9 protein-coding genes and 2 tRNA genes are annotated in these 21,484 nt (G+C 50.9%); 7 read left to right on the plus strand and 4 right to left on the minus strand.

The window, feature by feature from the left end; translation table 11 throughout:
* Nucleotides 1–41 precede the first annotated feature (41 nt).
* Nucleotides 42–4,625 (minus strand): DNA-directed RNA polymerase subunit beta', encoded by a 4,584-nt coding sequence (gene rpoC, locus OZ401_RS21330; RefSeq protein ID WP_341470551.1) that lies wholly within the window; start codon nt 4,623–4,625, stop codon nt 42–44.
* Between the two features lie 243 nt (nt 4,626–4,868).
* Complete coding sequence (gene rpoB, locus OZ401_RS21335; protein WP_341470552.1) at nt 4,869–8,438, minus strand: DNA-directed RNA polymerase subunit beta; 3,570 nt, start codon at nt 8,436–8,438, stop codon at nt 4,869–4,871.
* 418 nt (nt 8,439–8,856) lie between these two features.
* On the opposite strand from rpoB, the gene OZ401_RS21340 reads away from it, so the two are divergent.
* Together OZ401_RS21340 and OZ401_RS21345 are read left to right on the plus strand one after the other, a co-directional pair.
* Nucleotides 8,857–9,741 (plus strand): alpha/beta hydrolase, encoded by an 885-nt coding sequence (locus OZ401_RS21340; protein WP_341470553.1) that lies wholly within the window; start codon nt 8,857–8,859, stop codon nt 9,739–9,741.
* Between the two features lie 452 nt (nt 9,742–10,193).
* Complete coding sequence (locus OZ401_RS21345; protein WP_341470554.1) at nt 10,194–10,373, plus strand: hypothetical protein; 180 nt, start codon at nt 10,194–10,196, stop codon at nt 10,371–10,373.
* Nucleotides 10,374–10,425: 52 nt separating this feature from the next.
* Here OZ401_RS21345 and OZ401_RS21350 read toward each other — a convergent pair whose 3' ends face one another.
* The gene (locus OZ401_RS21350) at nt 10,426–10,839 is read right to left on the minus strand and encodes an HIT family protein (RefSeq protein ID WP_341470555.1); all 414 of its coding nucleotides are present in this window, start codon (nt 10,837–10,839) and stop codon (nt 10,426–10,428) included.
* Nucleotides 10,840–10,858: 19 nt separating this feature from the next.
* Nucleotides 10,859–11,545, minus strand: a complete 687-nt coding sequence (locus OZ401_RS21355) for a Crp/Fnr family transcriptional regulator (RefSeq protein ID WP_341470556.1) — start codon at nt 11,543–11,545, stop codon at nt 10,859–10,861.
* Nucleotides 11,546–12,102: 557 nt separating this feature from the next.
* On the opposite strand from OZ401_RS21355, the gene OZ401_RS21360 reads away from it, so the two are divergent.
* The 5 genes from OZ401_RS21360 to OZ401_RS21380 all read left to right on the plus strand — a co-directional run bounded on the left by OZ401_RS21360 (nt 12,103) and on the right by OZ401_RS21380 (nt 21,459).
* A tRNA-Ser gene (locus tag OZ401_RS21360) sits at nt 12,103–12,187 on the plus strand.
* Between the two features lie 25 nt (nt 12,188–12,212).
* Nucleotides 12,213–12,300 (plus strand) — tRNA-Ser (locus OZ401_RS21365).
* A gap of 376 nt (nt 12,301–12,676) precedes the next feature.
* A complete protein-coding gene (locus OZ401_RS21370) occupies nt 12,677–14,704 on the plus strand; it encodes a choice-of-anchor Q domain-containing protein (protein WP_341470557.1) in 2,028 nt (675 codons plus the stop codon).
* A gap of 381 nt (nt 14,705–15,085) precedes the next feature.
* Nucleotides 15,086–18,985, plus strand: coding sequence for a beta strand repeat-containing protein (locus OZ401_RS21375; protein ID WP_341470558.1), 3,900 nt, complete (start codon nt 15,086–15,088; stop codon nt 18,983–18,985).
* A gap of 38 nt (nt 18,986–19,023) precedes the next feature.
* A complete protein-coding gene (locus OZ401_RS21380; RefSeq protein ID WP_341470559.1) occupies nt 19,024–21,459 on the plus strand; it encodes a right-handed parallel beta-helix repeat-containing protein in 2,436 nt (811 codons plus the stop codon).
* The last annotated feature ends 25 nt before the right edge of the window (nt 21,460–21,484 follow it).

The following is a 21,484-nucleotide window of genomic DNA, read 5'->3' on the forward strand; positions in this document are numbered from 1 at the left end:
CCCCTTCTCATATGATTGAGAAGGGGCTAGAGACTTAGAAACTACTCCTCGTCTTCTTCATCCGGTTCTACATCGAGGTCAACTTCTTCATCGAGATCGTCATCATCCGGTAAGGTTAGACGTTCCGCTACGCGGCTCATCAATGCCTCAAGTTCGATCTCTTGCTCGGCGCTGCGCTCACCGTTAACAACTACCGCTACAGACGGCAATTGCATCAGGATTTCGGGCTTATGCTCCGGCATCTCCTCGATTTCTTCCTCGAGTTCTTCCAGCCTTCGCAAATGCTCTTCGTTATCCGGGTCAATATCCAGCAACTCAGAAAGAGAGACTTTCGTCTTCTTCTTGGGCTTGTGTCGGATACCCGAACCAGCCGGAATGAGCTTACCGATAATGACGTTTTCCTTCAAACCACGCAAGCGGTCGATACTACCCTGAATAGCCGCTTCGGTCAGAACACGGGTAGTTTCTTGGAAGCTGGCGGCTGAGAGGAAGCTATCGGTTTTTAGAGCAGATTTGGTAACGCCCAGCAACACCGTTTGCGCGGTTGCCGGTTCGCCGCCTTCTGCCAAAACCCGACTGTTAAACTCCTCGTAGGCAAAGCGATCGAACAACTCACCGGGAAGCATATCGGTATCGCCGGGTGTTTCAACCTGCACCTTGCGGAGCATCTGGCGAACCATAATCTCCATGTGCTTTTCGTTGGTATTAACACCTTGTGAGCGATAAACGCGCTGTACTTCATCAATGAGGTAACGCTGCACCGCTTCGGTTCCAAGAATATGCAAAATTTCTTGCGGATTGCTGCTACCGCTGGTCAAAGGGTCACCGGCTTTCACCCGTTCGCCCGGTTGCACCCGCATTTCGGAAGCTGCCGGTACGTCATAATCGCGTTCTTCACGCTCCTCATGGCGTATGACCACCTTATTGACGGCAGGAACGGATACCCTACCAGCGAGGCGCGAGGTAATTACGCCCTCATCCTCAACCAGATTGCTGCGCGCAAGTACCGCACCTTCTTGCACTTCGTCACCCTCGCGCACTACCAACTCATAATTGAGCGGTATATCGTGCGGGTCGGGATAAACTTCAACCGAAACTACTTTGATTTTACGCATTTCCCCTTCGTTGAATATCTCAACTGCGCCATCAATTTCGCTGAGAATTGCTTGGCTCTTGGGAACACGCGCTTCGAACAATTCTTCCACGCGAGGCAAACCGCTGGTAATATCACTACCTGCGACACCGCCGGTATGGAAGGTACGCATGGTCAATTGGGTACCGGGTTCACCGATACTTTGGGCGGCAATGATACCCACTGCCTCGCCGATATCTACCAACTTGCCGTTCGCAAGGTTGCGCCCGTAGCACAATTGGCAAACGCCAAACTGAACCATACAAGCCAAAGGTGAACGGACATAAATCTGTTTGATACCGGCTGCGCCGACCTTACGCGCTACAACTTCGTCAATCTCACCGTTGCGTTCCACCAGCACTTCGCCGGTTTCAGGATGGGTGACAGCAATTGCCGCCATACGCCCGATGATACGCTTGTCGAATTTCTCGGTGATGCGCCCGCTCTCGATAGCATCCGCCTCGCTCAAAACAATGCCTTGCTCTGTGCCACAGTCGTAAATACCGATAATTACATCCTGAGCCACGTCCACCAAACGGCGGGTTAGATAACCGGAGTCGGCGGTACGTAGCGCGGTATCGGCAAGACCTTTGCGCGCGCCGTGCGTAGTGATGAAGTATTCCATCACGGAAAGACCTTCGCGGAAGTTTGAGCGCACCGGAATTTCGATGGTCTTACCAGTCGGGTCAGCCATCAAACCGCGCATACCGCTCATCTGGCTGATCTGGCGAATGTTACCTTTCGCGCCGGAAGTAGTCATCATATAGAGCGAACCAAAGGGGTTAAGGTGTTTGCGCACCGCTTCGGTAACCTTATCTTTGGTATCATCCCACACTCTGATGACCTGCTTGTAACGCTCGGTTTCAGTCAAAAGACCGCGTTTGAACTGACGCTCAATCGCATCTACCTTTTTATCGGCTTCTCTCAGCAACTCATCCTTAATCGGCGGAATTTCTACGTCTTCCACCCCGATGCTGATACCACCCTTAGTAGAATACTTGAAGCCCAATTTCTTGAGACGGTCTGCCACCACTGCGGTTGGAACTGGCCCATACACCCGGTAACACTCTGCCATAATCTCATCGAGCCGAGCCGCCCCTACCCAGTCGTTAATCTCACGCACAAAGAAGGTTTGTAATTTGCGCGGTAGATTTTCAATGAACAGAATACGCCCGATGGTAGTATCATAAAGCTTACCGTTTAAAACCGGATACGGCACAGGCTCGCCTTTTTTAATGGCAACTTCATTGTCACGGCGTTGTCGTTCTGCAACCGACTCCACCAAATGTTCGGGAGTACCTACCCGAATCGGCGCTTCTATATATAAAGGACGTTCTTCGCTGGTAGGCGAATGGATAATACCCGTTTCGTATGCCAGCAAAGCCTCTTCAAAAGTTGAAAATACTTTGCCTTCACCGGAAGTACCCGGTCGCGCAATCGTCAGGTAGTAGCACCCTAGAATAATATCCTGATGCGGGGTAATAACCGGCTGACCGTTGGAAGGGCGCAGCACGTTATATACCGATAGCAGGCGTTCGCGGGCTTCTTCCTGCGCTTTTCGCGAAAGCGGCACGTGAACTGCCATTTGGTCACCGTCGAAGTCGGCGTTATATGCCTTACAAACGAGCGGGTGCAATTGGATTGCGCTACCCTCAATCAGCACTGCCTCAAACGCTTGGATACCCAAACGGTGCAGCGTAGGAGCGCGGTTCAACAGTACCAAGTAATCCTTGATTACCTCTTCCAACACGTCCCAAACTTCCGGCTTGACGCGCTCAACAATGCGCTTCGCACTCTTGATGTTGTGGGCGTAACCGCGTTCTACCAGACGGCGCATTACGAAAGGCTTGAAAAGTTCCAAAGCCATTTTCTTGGGCAAACCGCACTGATGCAACTTGAGGTCAGGCCCTACCACAATTACGGAACGTCCAGAGTAGTCCACACGTTTACCGAGCAAGTTTTGGCGGAAACGACCTTGCTTGCCTTTCAGCATATCGCTGAGGCTCTTTAGCTTGTGCTTACCGCTACCGCTTACCACTCGTCCGCGCCGCCCGTTATCAATCAGCGCGTCCACCGCTTCTTGCAACATGCGCTTTTCGTTGCGAATGATGATTTCAGGTGCGCCCAATTCTTTAAGGCGTTGCAAACGATTGTTGCGGTTGATAACCCGGCGATACAGGTCATTCAAATCGCTGGTGGCGAAACGACCACCGTCAAGTTGTACCATCGGGCGCAAGTCTGGGGGGATAACCGGAAGAATGGTGAAAATCATCCATTCAGGGCGGTTGCCGCTCTTGCGGAAGGCTTCCACCACCCGCAACCGTTTGGTAGCTTTTTTCTTGCGCTGTCCGTTCAGGATTTGGATTTCTTGGCGAAGTTCACTCGCCATTTTATCCATGTCCATTTCTTTGACGACTTGATAGACCGCTTCCGCGCCCATACCCGCCTTGAAAGGCGCAGGCACATTCAGCTTATCGAAGAAGATTGAGCGCAAATCGCGGTATTTGTTCTCGCTGAGCAACTGAAGGCGATGAATACTTTCAAGCTCATCAATAGTATTCTCAACTTCAGCGCGAACCGCCGCGATGTCAGAGTTTAGCTTGCCGAGAACCTGTTCGATCTCCTGCTGCTTCACATACTGAATCTGGTCGCGCTCACCTTCTGCCAAAGTTTGGGTATTGGATTGCTGGATGCGAATATCGTGTTCGATTTTCTCGCGCTCTCTACCGATAATCTCATCCATCTCGGCAAGGCGATCATCATTCAGCATCTGATCCTTGCGTGCAATGATACTGGTGCGGAAAGCAATTTCAGTCGGCGCAGCCTTGTTGCGCAGCCCCTTAACTTTTTCCCGTACTTCTTCCACTTCGGCTTCAAACCCGCTGACTGCCAGTTGCAATTCTTCTTCAAGCTGAGTTTTGCGAGTAGCCGCGCTGGTATTGAGATTGCTGACATCCCCTTCCAGACCTTTGCGCTTTTCGCTAATCTTAGCCTGTGATTCTGCCTCAAGTTGCTTGACCCGCTCATCGCCTTCTTGCTTGGCGCGTTCAATCAGCTTGTTAATCTCTTCCTGATCTACCTCAGTTACCACATAGGTGGCGAAATACAGCACGCGCTCTAGGTTGCGGGGTGATATATCCAGCAACAAACCCAAACGGCTAGGCGTACCTTTTACAAACCAGATATGGCTAACCGGGGCAGCAAGCTGGATATGACCCATACGCTCGCGGCGCACTTTGCTGCGGGCAACTTCCACGCCGCACTTGTCGCAGATAACCCCTTTATACCGTACCCGTTTGTATTTTCCGCAATAGCATTCCCAGTCTTTGGTAGGACCAAAGATGCGTTCGCAAAACAAACCATCGCGCTCCGGTTTAAGGGTGCGGTAGTTGATGGTTTCAGGCTTGGTTACTTCTCCATGCGACCAAGCGCGGATTTGCTCCGGCGAAGCTAGGCTGATGCGAATTGCGTTAAAATTGTTTACTTCGAGCATTTATTATTCCCCCGTTCCTTGCAGAATTGCGGAGTGTGTCATTTTAATCGTAGCTATTCACCCCCCTAGCCCCCCTCAAGGGGGGAAAGGGAGAAAGGAGTTCAAGGGGACACCCCTTGCGACCCCGCACAGGGGTTGCACCCCTGAGAACCCCGCTCGGATTCCGTTAGCCCCCTCAAGGGCGAAGTAGGAGAGAGGAGTTCAAGGGGACACCCCTGAGAACCCCGTTCGGACTCCGTGCTATTATTCTCCGCCGCTATTCTCAAAACCAGAAAGGTTGATGCCTTCCAGTTCGCTGAGATAGTCGCCGCCGGTATCCTCGGCAAATTCGATGGGCGCTTCTTCTTCGTTCAGCACCTCGATATTCAAGCCGAGCGACTGGAGTTCCTTGACCAGCACTTTGAAGCTTTCCGGTACGCCTGCTTCGAGAATTTCCTCGCCCTTGACGATTGCCTCATAGGTCTTTACGCGACCGATAACATCGTCAGATTTGACGGTGATCATCTCTTGCAGAATGTGCGCTGCTCCGTAAGCTTCCAGCGCCCACACTTCCATTTCACCGAAACGCTGCCCGCCGAACTGCGCTTTACCACCCAACGGCTGTTGAGTTACCAGCGAGTAAGGCCCGGTTGAGCGTGCGTGAATTTTGTCTTCCACAAGGTGAGCAAGTTTCAGGTAGTACATTATGCCTACCATTACGGGTTGATCAAACGGCTCACCGGTACGTCCATCGAATAACTGGATTTTGCCATCGGCGGGTAAGCCTGCCATCTCCAGCATTTTATGGATTTCTTCTTCATGCACCCCGTCAAATACGGGTGTAGCAATTTTGACCCCTAAGCGTTTTGCTGCCCACCCAAGATGGGTTTCCAGCAATTGTCCTAAGTTCATACGCGAAGGTACGCCGATAGGGTTCAAGATAATCTGGATAGGGCGACCATCCGGCAGGAAGGGCATATCTTCAATCGGCAATACGCGGCTGATTACGCCCTTGTTGCCGTGTCGTCCTGCCATTTTGTCACCCGCGCTGATTTTGCGTTTCTGCGCTAGGCTGACTCGCACCATCTGGTTTACGCCCGCCGGTAACTCATCGTTATTCTCGCGGCTGAAAATCTTTACGTCGATTACCTTACCGCGCACACCATTCGGCACGCGCAAGCTGGTATCTTTCACCTCGCGAGCTTTTTCACCGAAGATTGCCCGTAACAAGCGTTCTTCAGCGGTGAGTTCGGTTTCACCTTTAGGGGTAATCTTGCCTACCAAAATATCGTTAGGCTGTACATCTGCGCCCACATAGATAATGCCGCGCTCGTCCAAATCTCGTAGGCTTTCCTCGCCCACATTCGGGATGTCGCGGGTTATTTCTTCAGGTCCGAGCTTGGTATCCCGCGCTTCGGTTTCATACTTTTCTATATGAATACTGGTGAAAGTATCTTCATGTACCAGTTCTTCGCTGACCAAGATGGCATCTTCAAAGTTGCCGCCTTCCCAAGGCATAAATGCCACCAGTACGTTCTGACCTAAAGCCAGTTCGCCTTTTTCGGTGCTACTGTTATCGGCAACCACCTGCCCTTTAGCAACCCGTTCGCCCTTATTAATGCTAGGGCGTTGGTTGATGCAGGTATCTTGGTTTGAGCGTACAAACTTGGTGAGTTTGTGAACGTATTCTTCGCCGTTATCATCGGTGACGGTAATGCTTTCGCCGGTAGAGCTAGAAACAACCCCATCCGCTTGTGATAGCATTACACGCCCACTATCGCGGGCAGCTTGCCATTCCACGCCTGTTCCCACCACCGGGGATTGCGGGCGCAATAGCGGCACAGCCTGACGTTGCATGTTCGCACCCATCAACGCGCGGTTCGCGTCATCATGTTCAAGGAAGGGGATCAGCGCGGTTGCCACACTAACCACCTGCTTAGGCGAAACATCCATGTAGTCAATCAGGTCGGGCGTTTCCATCACGAACTCGTCACCATAACGCGCCGCTACTCTGGGCTGTACGAAGTGACCATCGTCATCCAATTCCACGTTCGCCTGTGCAATGCGATACTCTTCTTCGCGGTCTGCGCTAAGGTAATCTATCTGCGCGATTACAACGGGCTGAATACGCACGGTGCGTAAGCCCAAGCTACCGATTTTCTCGGAAAGTTCGAGGCTTATTTGCACCCCTTCTTCGGCAATAACCTCGCCGGTGTTGGGGTCGGCAATCGTCTCGCGTAGAATTTTGCCTTCTAATTGTTCGGCTACCGCATCAACGCGATGCACCACCTTGCGATAAGGGGTCTCGATGAAGCCGTATTCATTTACGCGGGCGTAGGTTGCCAAGTTACCGATTAGACCGATGTTCGGTCCTTCCGGCGTTTCAATCGGGCAGATACGACCGTAATGGCTATGGTGAACGTCCCGGACTTCAAATCCGGCGCGATCGCGGTTCAAACCGCCGGGACCTAAGGCAGACAGACGGCGTTTGTGGGTCAACTCTGCCAACGGGTTGTTCTGATCCATAAACTGCGATAACTGGCTACCGCCGAAGAACTCGCGCATTGCCGCTACTACCGGGCGAATGTTTACGAGGCTATTAGGGGTGGCAGTCGTTGGGTCGGTAATGCTCATGCGCTCTTTAATGACGCGTTCCATTCGCAGCAAACCAACGCGCAATTGGGACTGGATTAATTCACCTACCGCTCGAATACGGCGATTGCCCAAGTGGTCAATATCATCGGCATGCCCTTCGCCGTTGTTGAGGCGAATGATCATAGCCACAATTTTGAAAATATCGTCTTTGGTGAGATGTCGCAAATCGGGGCGGACATCCAGTTTGAGACGCTTATTCAACTTGTAGCGACCTACTCTGGCAAGATCGTAGCGGCGCGGATTAAACAGCAACGAGAACAGCAAGTTGCGCGCATTTTCAATATTGGGCGGGTCGCCCGGACGCAAGCGTTTGTAAAGCTCTATCAGAGCCTCTTCCCCGTTCTTGGTGGGGTCTTTCTCGATGGTCTGTTGGATAAGCAACTGGTTATTAAAGCGGGGTGCGCCTTCTCCACCGCTTGAATTAGCGGTGTAAGCGGTAGCATTAGCCTCCGCGAACATCTCAATTAGATGCTCATCGTGACCAACTTCGCTAGGCTTTACCCCATCATCTGCCAGCACCGCCAGAATTGAGCGCAGCAACACCGTAACCGGGATTTTGCGCTTGCGGTCAACCTTTACCGAGATGACGTTCTTATTGCTGGTTTCAAATTCGAGCCATGCGCCTCGATTCGGTATCAGCTTTGCGCCGAACAGCGAGTGACCGGTTACAGGGTCATCAGTACGAATAAACAGGATGCCCGGACTGCGCACCAATTGGGAGACTACTACCCGTTCTGCACCGTTAACCACATAAGTACCGGTATCGGTCATCATATGGAAATCGCCCATAAAGATTTCGGAATCTTTTACTTCGCCGGTTTCTTTGATAACCAAACGCACATTTACTTTGAGGGGTGCAGCAAAAGTAGCGTCACGATCGCGGCACTCATCGGGGGAATAGCGTGGCTTGTCAAAGTGATAATCCAGAAAGTGCAGTTCCATGCTCTTGCCCGTAAAATCGGTTATGGGCGAGATTTCATCGAGTAACTCTCTTAACCCCTCACGCTGGAACCACTTGAAGCTGTCCACCTGAGTAGAAATAAGATAAGGCATTTCCATAACGGTACTGGTGCGGTTGAACCAGAGCCGTGGAGGACGCTGCAACTTTTTATCATCGAGTACGGATATGCGGGGGGCGCTTTGGGGCAGAGCTTCCAGACTTAGAGCAGTCATTGTCATGCGCGATTACTCCTTAAATGATAATAAGCACACACACAAAAACCTGCATGGCAGAAACATTACGGATACTACTCTCTTTGCATATTCCCTTGTGTGAGAATCTCGACTTTGAGACCTTATCCTTATGTTTCGCGTGCCACCACAGGCGTATGTGAGGTGCTGTGCTCCTCAGCTATTGCTTTTGGTAGGGCGTATATAATACTAAATATTATTTATATTGTCAAGATATTCTTTGCATTGTATAGGATTTATGTAGAATTATGACAAATTATACACAATCTACACTGATTTTTAACTAAATATTGATTATTGATTTTTTCACATTCCGGTTGTAAAATATTCGACAGCAGATACCAACTGTGTAATGGGTGGACATACAATGTAGTGTGTTCCCCCTTCCCTCGAAAGGATATCTCCCTTGAGTAAACTTGTGGTTATCACGGTTCACGGCATTTCTGATTCTGTTCTTCATGACGACTATACCTATAATTTTAAGAACCTGCTCTACGATAAGCTCAAGCATCTTAAAGTTATTCCTGAAAAAGCCTCGCAAGAAGAATATGACCAATATATTGTTTTCGATTATGTCAACTACTCTGATATTGGACATACTGCGGAGTTGCTTGTTCTTGACGCTTATACCAAAGAACGCAACAAGCTTTACAATTTCCTCGATCAGCTAATCGAGCGCGCCGCTTTCGACCAAATACGCCGCCAAATTATCACTTCACTCAGTGATGTGATGGTCTATCAGAGTACAAAATGGCGCGACCAGATTCGGCAACGACTCTTGGATAAGATAAATCCCTTTGTAACTAGCGGGGACGCGGTTTCGGTGGTGGGGCATAGCCTCGGCTCGGTGGTGTCTTTCGACACGGTTTATTACAATAGCCGCAAAAACCCCTCTTGGCTAGCCGCCGGGTTTAAACCCAGCAACCTTTTTACGATCGGCTCACCTATCGGGCTTTTCAGTCTTGAACTGGAAGACGATACCGGGGTGCAAAAGCCGCGCTATTTCACCAGCGCCGCAACCCCCGACTATCTCGACCCTAAAAATACCAATCCGGATTTAGACCCCGTTCGCAGCGATGGGGTATGGTATAATTTTCTGGATGCGCAGGATTTAATTGGCTATCCTTTGGAAGTGCTTTTCGAGGGTAAGTTCAAGGTTAAGGATTTTCTGGTTCAAACTGGCACAAATCCTTTAACCGCGCATACCGAATATTGGAACAATAACGAAGTGACGCAACACATTGCGGAGCGTCTTGCTCTGGACTACAAGCGGATAAGCGGCGGCAAGTAATTGCAGCCAACCGTGAGTATGCACTAAAGCGCGAAACCAAACAGCGCGCTATTCTATAAATTTCAAACACTCGTTTCTTCTTATCGCAATGTTCGCCCGGAACATAAATATGAACCGGGAATACAGCAGGAAGTTTATGAAGATTAATTTTTGAATCGGTGTATTAAGAGAGACCGGGCGGTTCTCGAACCGCCCCTACAAATCGGTTCTCATGGGATTGGGTTCGTAGGGGCGCATCGTGATGCGCCCGCGTGGGATGGTAAAATCTACAGGGTTTGCATCACACCTCCACACAGGTTCATTTCTTAAAGTTCATCGACCCTTGTCTTTAAGCGAAAGTCCAAAAAGTTGAAACGCCGATAGCAATAACTGAAACACCCTTGCCGGGGGTTAGTTTCTATATGTATTTGTCGGTAATATTTAGTGCAGATAGGTTCAGAGCAATGAGCAAAATGTTTTTATTTCTTGGCAAACTGTTAGGCTTGTATGGCGATAGCCTGAAAACTCGCCCCGATATGTATCTGGCTGACGAGTTTATCAACAAGTCGCAAGACAACACCCCTGCGAACGAGCATGTGATTCTTAGCTTTCCGGTGGAAAGAACAAAGAGGAATCGGGCAGTCAATTTTTGAAAAAGAGCCTAGACATAAAAACAAGGGGATTAAGCCCCTTGTCTGAAAACTTTTACAAACCCGCTTTCAGCTTCTCCGCGTTGGCGTTCAGCACATCGGGAGAAGACGCGCTTGCTTTCCAGATTGCCAGCAAATCATCGTCTTTGTAGCGTGGGATTACATGTACATGATAATGGAAGACACTTTGCATAGCGGCAGGTTCATTATTCTGTAGCAAGTTTACGCCGAGCGGTTCAAACTGGCGCTTGAGCGCACGTGCCACTCGCGCCCCCACCTGAGCAACATAACTTACATAATCATCAGGTATTTCATATATATTTGGGTAATGTACTTTGGGAATGACTAAAGTATGTCCCGGATTCTTTTGTTGTAAATTCATGAAGACCAATACTTTATCGTCTTCGTAGGCTTTTGCAGAGGGCAACTTGCCCGCCACAATTTTGCAGAATATGCAATTCTCGTCCATTCGTCCGGTTTACCTTCTCCTAATAAATTCTTTTTGCTAATTCATCGGGCTTAATCAGCGTAATACGTTGCCGATCAATTGCAATATAATTGCGTTCTTGAAACGCGACTAATTGACGATTAACGCTTTCTCTGGTAGTGCCTAACATATTGGCAATGTCTTGCTGAGTCAGGCGCAAATCTATTTCTATACTACCATCAGGCTTTTGCTTGCCGTAGCTATTGGATAGCTCTAGTAACTTCTTAGCCAAACGCGCCGGTATATCGAGAAAAACCACATCTTCTACCAGCGCATCGGTCAAACGAATACGTTGGCTGAGAGTAGCAATCACGTTGACCGCTACCATTGGATGCTTCTTGAGAAAATCTATAAAATCATCCCGGTAAATAATCAACACATCTGCCGGTCCAACGCTGGTAACCGTAGCAGAACGGGGCTTGCCATCGAACAGGGATAACTCTCCAAAAAAATCGCCTTTGCACAAAATCGCCAGAATCATCTCGGTGCCGCTTTCGCTAGGCACGCTAACTTTCACCGTTCCATCCACAATAAGATACATGGTAGAACCAGCATCATCTTTATGATAAATCGTTTCACCATGTTTATAAACTCGCCGCTTAACTCGGACGGCTAGCTCTTTTAGTTCATCTGGATCGGTTGAGGCAAAAAATGGGATGCTTGCCAGAAAATTCTCTTCATGGGGCATAGAAATTGTCCTAAAAATAAGAGATAAAGATTATATTTGCAGGCGATGCATGTTTTTCGATGTTAACACGCTCGAATAGGCTTGTCAATCATTTTAGCCTTAATGTTATTCTAATACAATTATCGAACCGAAGTAATTAGTACTAGTTAAAGCCCAAATATCGGCATTGTAATGCACCATTGCCCTATCCCCTCGAATTGCAGGTAGGCTCAGGGCTACACAGGGCTGTTGCAAGAAAGAAATTGCTTCCCTATAAAACGGTTCTCAAAGGGTTTGGGTAAGGGCGTAAGGTGATTTCGTAGGGGCGCATCGGGATGCGCCCTCGTTGGATAGGTTCAATTTGAGGGATTCAGGCAGGGCGGTTCACGAACCGCCCCTACAAAAACGATTTTCTTAACGTTTGGGGCGGACGTTGAAAATGGAAATACCGACCTTGCAACTGCCTTGCTCAGGGCTATTTTTCGGTTGACACTCTGCCGGGTGGTAAAGTATAATCATGTGTACTTACAGCCTAGGGTTGTGAGAGAGAGTGGCTCCCAGAAGCCTCATACTAGCATGGAGAGGTGGCCGAGTGGTTTATGGCGGCTGTCTTGAAAACAGTTGAGGCGAAAGTCTCCGGGGGTTCGAATCCCTCCCTCTCCGCCTTGCGCCTAATACAACTGAATATGGGGAGGTGCCAGAGTGGTCGAATGGGACCGCCTGCTAAGCGGTTAAGGACTTATCCTCCTTCGAGGGTTCGAATCCCTCCCTCTCCGCCTCATATAAACGTTGTTGCGAAACGAACAGCCTCTACCTCCCCGGTAGAGGTTTTTCCTTTTTATACCAATAGCGATACCGCCAATTTTACAAAACTGGAAACCGAGGGCTTGCCACGTTTTGCAAATTTAATTATAATACATTAATAATATTCTAATGCGTGTTTGTATAATTATTTATAGGAAGTTACTAGATTTTCGAGCGGGAACTAGACTAGTTTAATAACCCTAGCGTTACACCACCCACAATAACAAACCTTGCCTTGTAACTACTTGCTCTGTCTCATTTAGAGGGTTAGCGGTTTACTCATCTGCCAACTTTAACCAGTATTGTTGGAGAAAAGCGCCGAGTCAAGTCAAAGGAAGGGAATCAGCAATGTTTAATCAAATAACAGCAGGAAAGAAAAAAAACGCCTCGCTATGGTTTCTGGTAGTATTGGCGGGTATCGCGCTTTTATTGGTGATTTCTCTCGTAAGCCCGCGCCCCGCACAAGCGGTGGATAACTGCAACTTGGCTGCGCTGAAAGCTATTGTTAGCAGCGGTGGTACGCTCGACTTTAACTGTGCCGCCGATACCACCATCACCCTAGATGTGACGTGGAATCCGAACATTACCAGCGACCTGACCCTGACCAATACGGGGGCGGGCAAGCTGATTATTGATGGAGTGGGCGCGTATCAGATTTTCAACGTTAATTCCGGCAAAAGTTTGTCCATTACCAATCTCAACCTGACCGGGGGTAAGGCTGATAAAGGCGGGGCTATTTATAGTGGGGCTGATTATAGCAACGGTAATTATAATAGTAATAACACTGTCACGGTCACCAATTCCAGCCTATATAACAATTCCGCTATTAGTGATGGCGGGGCTATTTATAATGTCGGTGGCACCGTCACGGTCACCAATTCCAGCCTATACAACAATTCCGCTACTTCGGGCGGGGCTATCTGTAATTCACTCTTAATGGGTCTCGATTTAGTGAATAAAACCACTTACTATAAAATCAGCACATTCACGTTGAGTAATTCCAGCCTATACAACAATTCCGCTACTTACGGTGGGGCTATTTGTAACTTTGCTAGCACCGTCACGGTCACCAATTCCAGCCTATACAACAATTCCGCTACTTACGGTGGGGCTATTTATAACATCGGTAGAAGGGGTTCTAATTTCACCTTCGGCAGATTCATATATGGCATAATCGACGTTACCAATTCCAGCCTATACAATAATTCCGCTACTTACGGTGGGGCTATTTATAACGACGAATTCAGCACAGTCACAGTGACCAGCGCTACCTTCCTCGACAACACCGCCGCCGGCACAGTCAACGGCGGAAGCATCTATACTAATGGTGTTAACGATGGTACGGTGACGTTAAGGAACAGTCTGTTGCAGGGCAGTAATATCTGCTACAACAACACCGGAGGCATCCTTACCGACGGGGGTTATAACCTAGAATCATCAACCGGCAGCTACACCTGCGGGTTCAGCGGTACTAGCAAGACCACCATCGATGCGAAACTGGGTACTCCCGGCGATAACGGCGGGGCAACCCCCACCATCGCGCTACTGTCCGGCAGCCCAGCAATAGACGCGATTCCGGCGGCTTCTTGCGTAGTTACCGCTGACCAGCGCGGGATTAGCCGACCACAAGGCACGGGTTGCGACATCGGCGCATTTGAGTTTATTTCTGAACCCCCTTCAGCCTCCGACCTGATACCCCAACTCCGGGTTAGCCCTAACCGGGTGATAGCGATTAGCCCTGAGAACCTCGTTTCCTTCAGCTTCAAGCTGAAGAATATCGGGGTAGGCAGCGCAAGCTACGTTCGATTGGAAATACCCATACCGCAAGGGTTGGATTTAGGCTATCTGGAGAACGCAAGCTCAGGCGTGTGGGTTACCCAAGTGACCACTGCCACCGTGACTATTGCCCTGCCAAGCCTTGCTCAAAAGCAGGAGGCAAGCGGCACGCTGGTATTCCGCCCCAACGCCAACGCGGTAATCGGTACTGAAATCGAGGCGCGTTACAAAGTGGTGTTTGACGATGAAGCCGGAAGCGGCAAGAGCTTGAACAGCAACTCCCAACGCCTAGTGTTTGGGGAAACCAACAGCGGCGAGGATGGCGCAATTCAGCGCGGCGCAGCGATAAGCGCAACTGTCGGCGAGAAGGTGAGCTTTGTGCAGAAGGGCTATCTAGCCGACGAGATTGTGTCGCTGTGGTACACAAAACCGGACGGCACGAGCGTGAGCTTGGGCGAGCAACGCGCCACGGCAAGCGGTGAAATTACCATCGTGGTAAATACCGCTGGATTTGCGCCGGGCGAGTACGCCATCGTGGGCTACGGCAACCGCTCGGAAGTTACCCATGTAAACATTCTGACCATAGCAGCGGCGAGTTAGTTTTAATATAAATAACATATAACAGGCAAGGGGCTAATGCCCCTTGTTTTGATTCAGTTTGCTGATGCGAAGTTACACCCCCATTCACCGATTTCCTGTTCACTATTTATTAACCAATATATACATGATGTTTAATCTTTCATCTTACAGCTTCATAGTTAATGATATATTTTTAAATATTTATCTTAGGGTATTAAATCATTTTAATAAACTTATTGTGCCAATTCTAAATAGCGCTTATATGATTTATAATAAATATGTCCCTACCTCCTTTAACAAGCTACCTAGTAATTCGCTAAAGGATAGCGCATTCTCAAACTTAAACCAGTAAGTGAACTACCAGTGTCATTTGAAACAAAGAAAGAGACAAAGAAAATTACTATGAGTAACCTAGGGAAGAAGTGGCACATTTTGGGGCGGTTAGCGGTTGTGTTAGCGGGTATCGCCCTGTTGCTGGTAGTGTTTGGGGCAAGCGCGCGCCCGGCACAAGCGGTGGTACAAACCTGCGACCTAGCGGGACTGCAAGCGGCGGTTAACAATGGTGGTACGCAAGACCTTGCCTGCGCTACCGATACCACCATCATCCTAGATGGGACGTGGAATGGGACTATTGCCAAAGACCTAACCCTCACCAATACGGGGGCAGGAAAGGTAACTATCAACGGGGCAAACACCTACCGAATTTTCTACGTCAACTCCGGCATAAGCTTATCCCTGACCAATTTCAACCTGACCGGAGGCAATGCTACCTTGGGCGGCGCTATTGATAACAACAGCGGCACGGTGACGGTAACCAATTCCACCCTCTACGGCAATTCCGCTCAACAACAGGGCGGCGCTATCGAGAACTTTGGCACGGTAACGATAAACAATTCCACCCTCTACGGCAATTCCGCTGTGGGGGGGGGGGCTATTTTTAACTGGGGCGGTGTGACGATATCCAATTCCACCCTCTATGGCAATTCCGCTACCAACAGCGGTGGCGCTATTGATAACAACAGCGGCACGGTGACGATATCCAATTCCACCCTCTACGACAATTCCACTACCAACAGCGGTGGCGCTATTTATAACTGGAGCACGGTCACTTTGCAGAACAGCCTGTTGCAAGGCAACAAAATCTGTTTCAACAGCAGCGGCAGTATCACCGATAATGGTTATAACCTTGAGGCAGAGGCATTGGGTAGTTATACCTGCGGGTTCAGCGGTACTAGCATTAACACCACCGACGCGAAATTGGGTACTCCCGGAAATAACGGCGGGGTAACCAATACCGTTGCCCTACTGTCCGGCAGTCCGGCAATAGACGCGATTCCGCCAGCTTCTTGCGTAGTTACCGCTGACCAGCGCGGGGTTAAACGCCCGCAAGGCACTGGGTGCGACATTGGCGCATTTGAGACTCAAGTAGCCACCCAGTTGGCGATAACCACCCAACCGAGTGGCGCAGTAGCGGGTACAGCTTTCACTACCACAGTGACAGCCCAAGATGCCTATGGCAACACCGCTACGAACTTTAGCGGCGCAGTAACCGTTGCCATCAAGGGCAGTACTGGCACAACAGGCGCAACCCTTAGCGGCACACTCACAGTCAACGCGGTTAACGGTGTGGCAACCTTCTCCGGCTTGAGCCTTGACAAGAGCGGCACGGGCTATGTGCTGACTGCAACTAGCGGCACTTTGACTCCAGCCGATACCAGCGGTTTTGATGTAGCAAGTACGTGCAGCTTGGCTGCGCTAAAAATTATCGTTAGCACAGGCGGCACGCTCGACTTCAATTGTGCTACCGATACCACCATCACCCTAGATGCGGCGTGGAATGGGACTATTGCCACAAACCTGACCCTCACCAACACCGGGGCAGGCAAGCTGACTATCAGCGGGAATAACCTATATCAGATTTTCTCCGTCAACTCCGGCAAAAGCTTATCCCTGACCAATCTCAACCTGATCGGAGGTAGGGCTGTGAGCGGCGGGGCTATTTATAACAGCGGCACGGTGACGATAACCAATTCCACCCTCTACAGCAATTCCACTACCTTCGGCGATGGCGGGGCTATTTATAACAGCGGCACGGTGACGATAACCAATTCCACCCTCTACAGCAATTCCGCTACCTTCGGCGGCACGGGCGGGGCTATTTATAACAGCGGCAACTTGACGATAACCAATTCCACCCTCTACAGCAATTCCGCTACCATAGGCGGCGCTATTGAGAACTGGGGCGGCACGCTCACCATTAGCAATTCCACCCTCTACAGCAATTCCGCTACCATAAGCGGCGCTATTTTTAACAACAGCGGCACGGTCACTTTGCAGAACAGCTTGTTGCAGGGCAGCAATATCTGTTCTGGCAGCATCACCGATAATGGCTATAACCTTGAGGCAGAGGCGGCGGGTAGCTATAGCTGCGGGTTCAGCGGCGCTAAGGGCAGCATTAACACCACCGATGCGAAACTGGACGTTCCCGGAAATAACGGTGGGGCAACCAATACCGTTGCGCTACTGTCCGGCAGTCCGGCACTAGACGCGATTCCGGCGGCTTCTTGCGTAGTTACCGCTGACCAGCGCGGAGTTAACCGACCGCAGGGTACGAAGTGCGACATTGGCGCATTTGAGACTCAAGTAGCCACCCAGTTGGCGGTAACTACTCCGAGCGGCGCAGTGGCAGGTTCAACCTTCACTACCCAACCCGTAGTGACAGCCCAAGATGCCTATGGTAACACCGCCACGAACTTTAGCGGCGCAGTGACTATTGCTATCAAGGGCGGTACTGGCACAACAGGCGCAACCCTTAGCGGTACGCTCACCGTCAATGCGGTTAACGGCGTGGCAACCTTCTTCGGCTTGAGCATTGACAAGAGCGGCACGGGCTACATGCTGACCGCGAGCGCAACAGGCTTAACTTCAGCCGATACTAGCGGCTTCACTGTAACCGCCGGAACAGGCGCAAAGTTGGTGGTAACTACTCCAAGTGGGGCAGCGGCGGGCGCAGCTTTCACTACTCAACCGGAGGTAACAGCCCAAGATACGAACGGCAACACTGATACGAGCTTTAGCGGTTCGGTGACTATTGTCATCAAGAGTGGAACAGGCACGACAGGCGCAACCCTTAGCGGTACGGCTACGGTCAACGCAACGGCAGGTGTGGCGACCTTCTCCGATTTGAGCCTTGACAAGAGCGGCACGGGCTATGTGCTGACCGCCAGCGCCACAGGCTTAACCTCAGCCGATACTAGCGGCTTTGATGTAACAGCCGGAACAGCCGCCACGTTGGTGATAATTACTCAACCGAGTGGGGCAGTAGCGGGAGCAGCCTTCAATACTCATCCGGTAGTGGTGGTGCAAGACGCGAACGGCAACCCTAATACCAGCTTTAACGGAGCAGTAACCGTTACCATCAAGACAGGCACTGGCACAGCAGGCGCAACCCTTAGCGGCACACTCACAGTCAATGCCGTTAACGGCGTGGCAACCTTCTCCAACCTGAGGATTAACAAGAGCGGGAGGGGTTATGTGCTGGTTTTCAACGCAACAAACCTCACTTCAGCCGAAAGTAACCCCTTCAATGTTGTTATCATCGGACAGCCCTCCGATTTGATACCCCAACTCCGGGTTAGCCCCTCTCCGGTGGTAGCGATTAGCCCTGACAACCTCGTTTCTTTCAGCTTCAAGCTGAAGAATATCGGGATTGGCAGCGCAAGCTACGTTCGATTAGAAATACCCATACCGCAAGGGTTGGATTTAGGCTATCTGGAGAACGCAAGTGCGGGTGTGTGGGTTACCCAAGTGACCGCTACCACCGTGACCATTGCCTTGCCGAGCCTTGCACAGGATCAGGAAGCGCACGGCTCGTTAGTGTTCCGCCCCAACGCCAACGCCGTAATCGGTACTGAAGTCGAGGCGCGTTACAAAGTGGTGTTTGACGATGAAGTCGGATGCGGCAAGAGCCTGAACAGCAACAGCCACCGCCTAGTGTTTGGCGAAACCAACAGCGGCGAGGATGGCGCAATTCAGCGCGGCGCAGCGATAAGCGCGACTATCGGCGAGAAGGTCAGCCTTGTGCAGAAGGGCTACCTTGCCAACGAGATAGTGTCGCTGTGGTACACAAAACCGGACGGCACAAGCGTGAGCTTGGGAGAGCAACGCGCCAACGCCAACGGTGAAATAACCATCTTGCTGAACACCTCCGGATTTGCGCCGGGTGAGTACGCCATCGTGGGCTACGGCAACCGCTCAGGAATGACGGACGTGAACAGCCTGACCGTAGTCGCGGCAAGCTAAACGGTAACAATATGAGGTACAGTCTTAGGAGAACAAGCATGCACAAACCGAATAAGGTAACAGCGGAAAAAAAGCGAAGCTTAACAGGGCAGTTAGCGGTGGCGTTAGCGGGTATCGCCCTGTTGTTGGCAATTTTCATCAGCCCGCCCCCAGCGCAAGCGGCGGTACAAACCTGCGACCTAACGGGACTGAAAGCTGCCGTTCTCGCAGGCGGTTCGCAAGACCTTGCCTGCTCCGCCGATACCACCATCACCCTTGATGTGACGTGGGATGGGACTATCGCCGCAGACCTAACCCTTACCAACACGGGGGCAGGCAAGGTAACTATCAACGGGAATAACCTATATCAGATTTTCTCCGTCAACCTCGGCAAAAGCCTATCCCTCACCAATCTCAACCTGACCAATGGCACGGCTACCACAGGCGGGGCTATTTATAACTATGGCACGGTGACGATATCCAATTCCACCTTGTCCGGCAATTCCGCTGGCACCTTCGGCGCGGCTATTTATAACAACGGCGGCACGGTGACGATATCCAATTCCACCTTGTCCGGTAATACCGCTCTCCAATACGGCGGGGTTATTTTTAACGACTATGGCACGGTGATAATAGCCAATTCCACCCTGTCCGGCAATTCCGCTAACTTCGGCGGGGCTATTTTTAGCTGGGGCACGCTTACAATAAGCAATTCCACCCTTTACGGCAATTCCGCTACCAACTACGGCGGGGCTATTTATAACAACGGCGGCGAGATGACGATAAGCAATGCCACCCTTTACGGCAATTCCGCCACGACTGACGGTGGGACTATTTATAATGACAGCACGCTTACTTTGCAGAACAACCTGTTGCAGGGCAGCACTATCTGTGGCGGCAACATCGGTAAAATCACCGATAATGGCTATAACCTTGAGGTTGGCGGCGCTTCTTGCGGGTTCAGCAACAACAACGTTGTTACCGCCGACGCGAAACTTGGTACTCCCGGAAATAACGGTGGGGTAACCAATACCGTTGCTCTGCTGTCCGGCAGCCCGGCAATAGACGCGATTCCGGCTGCCTCTTGCCTAGTTACCGCTGACCAGCGCGGGGTTAGCCGCCCGCAGGATGCGAATTGCGACATTGGCGCATTTGAGTATGTACCTACTTCGATACTGGCATTTACTATCCAACCGAGTGGCGCAGTGTCAGGTACAGCTTTCACTGCTCAGGTGGTGTGCGATGGGTGTAATACGCCTACGCCTTACACTGGAGCAGTGACTATTGCTATCAAGAGCGGTACTGGCATAGCAGGCGCAACCCTTAGCGGCACGCTCACCGTCAATGCCGTTAACGGCGTGGCAACCTTCTCCAATCTGAGCCTTGACAAGAGCGGCACGGGCTACGTGCTGACCGCCAGCGCCACAGGCTTAACCTCAGCCAATACTAACAGCTTCGATATAACAACCGGAACAGCCGCCAAGTTGGTGATAACCACCCAACCGAGTGGCGCAGTAGCGGGTACAGCCTTCACTACTCATCCGGTAGTGGTGGTGCAAGACGCGAACGGCAACCCTAATACCAGCTTTAACGGCGCAGTAACCGTTGCCATCAAGAGCGGCACAGGCTCAACAGGCGCACTGCTTAGCGGCACACTCACAGTCAATGCCGTTAACGGCGTGGCAACCTTCTCCAATCTGAGGATTAACAAGAGCGGGAGGGGTTATGTGCTGGTTTTCAACGCCACAGGCTTAACTTCAGCCCAAAGTAACCCCTTCAATGTTGCTATGAGCGGGCAGCCCTCCGACCTGATACCCCAACTCCGGGTTAGCCCCTCTCCGGTGGTAGCGATTAACCCTGACAACCTCGTTTCTTTCAGCTTCAAGGTGAAAAACATCGGGATTGGCAGCGCGAGCTACGTTCGATTAGAAATACCCATACCGCAAGGGTTGGAGGTAGGCTATCTGGATAACGCAAGCTCAGGCGTGTGGGTTACCCAAGTGACCACCGCCACCGTGACCATTGCCTTGCCGAGCCTTGCTCAAAATCAGGAAGCGCACGGCACGCTGGTATTCCGCCCCAACGCCAGCGCGGTAATCGGTACTGAAGTCGAGGCGCGTTACAAAGTCGTGTTTGACGATGAAGTGGGATGCGGCAAGAGCTTGAACAGCAACAGCCAACGCTTTGTATTCGGCGAAACGAACAGCAGCGAGGATGGTGCAATTCAGCGCGGCACAGCAATAAGCGCAACTGTCGGCGAGAAGATCAGCCTTGTGCAGAAGGGCTACCTTGCCAACGAGATAGTGTCGCTGTGGTACACAAAACCGGACGGCACGAGCGTGAGCTTGGGAGAGCAACGCGCCAACGCCAACGGTGAAGTGACGCTAATCGTGGATACCGCCGGATTTGCGCCGGGCGATTACGCCATTGTGGGCTACGGCAACCGCTCAGAAGTTACCTATGTGAACATTCTGACCGTAGTCGCGGCAAGCTAAACGGTAACAATATGAGGTACAGTCT

The sequence above is a fragment of the Candidatus Chlorohelix allophototropha genome, assembly GCF_030389965.1.
GTDB classification, from domain to species: domain Bacteria; phylum Chloroflexota; class Chloroflexia; order Chloroheliales; family Chloroheliaceae; genus Chlorohelix; species Chlorohelix allophototropha.

Excerpts from the sequence above, each read along its gene's own strand:
- OZ401_RS21345 (WP_341470554.1), top strand. The coding sequence starts at position 10,194 with ATGTTTTTATTTCTTGGCAAACTGTTAGGCTTGTATGGCGATAGCCTG.
- OZ401_RS21350 (WP_341470555.1), bottom strand. The coding sequence starts at position 10,839 with ATGGACGAGAATTGCATATTCTGCAAAATTGTGGCGGGCAAGTTGCCC.
- OZ401_RS21370 (WP_341470557.1), top strand. The coding sequence starts at position 12,677 with ATGTTTAATCAAATAACAGCAGGAAAGAAAAAAAACGCCTCGCTATGG.
- rpoB (WP_341470552.1), bottom strand. The coding sequence starts at position 8,438 with ATGACAATGACTGCTCTAAGTCTGGAAGCTCTGCCCCAAAGCGCCCCC.
- OZ401_RS21355 (WP_341470556.1), bottom strand. The coding sequence starts at position 11,545 with ATGCCCCATGAAGAGAATTTTCTGGCAAGCATCCCATTTTTTGCCTCA.
- rpoC (WP_341470551.1), bottom strand. The coding sequence starts at position 4,625 with ATGCTCGAAGTAAACAATTTTAACGCAATTCGCATCAGCCTAGCTTCG.
- OZ401_RS21375 (WP_341470558.1), top strand. The coding sequence starts at position 15,086 with ATGAGTAACCTAGGGAAGAAGTGGCACATTTTGGGGCGGTTAGCGGTT.
- OZ401_RS21380 (WP_341470559.1), top strand. The coding sequence starts at position 19,024 with ATGCACAAACCGAATAAGGTAACAGCGGAAAAAAAGCGAAGCTTAACA.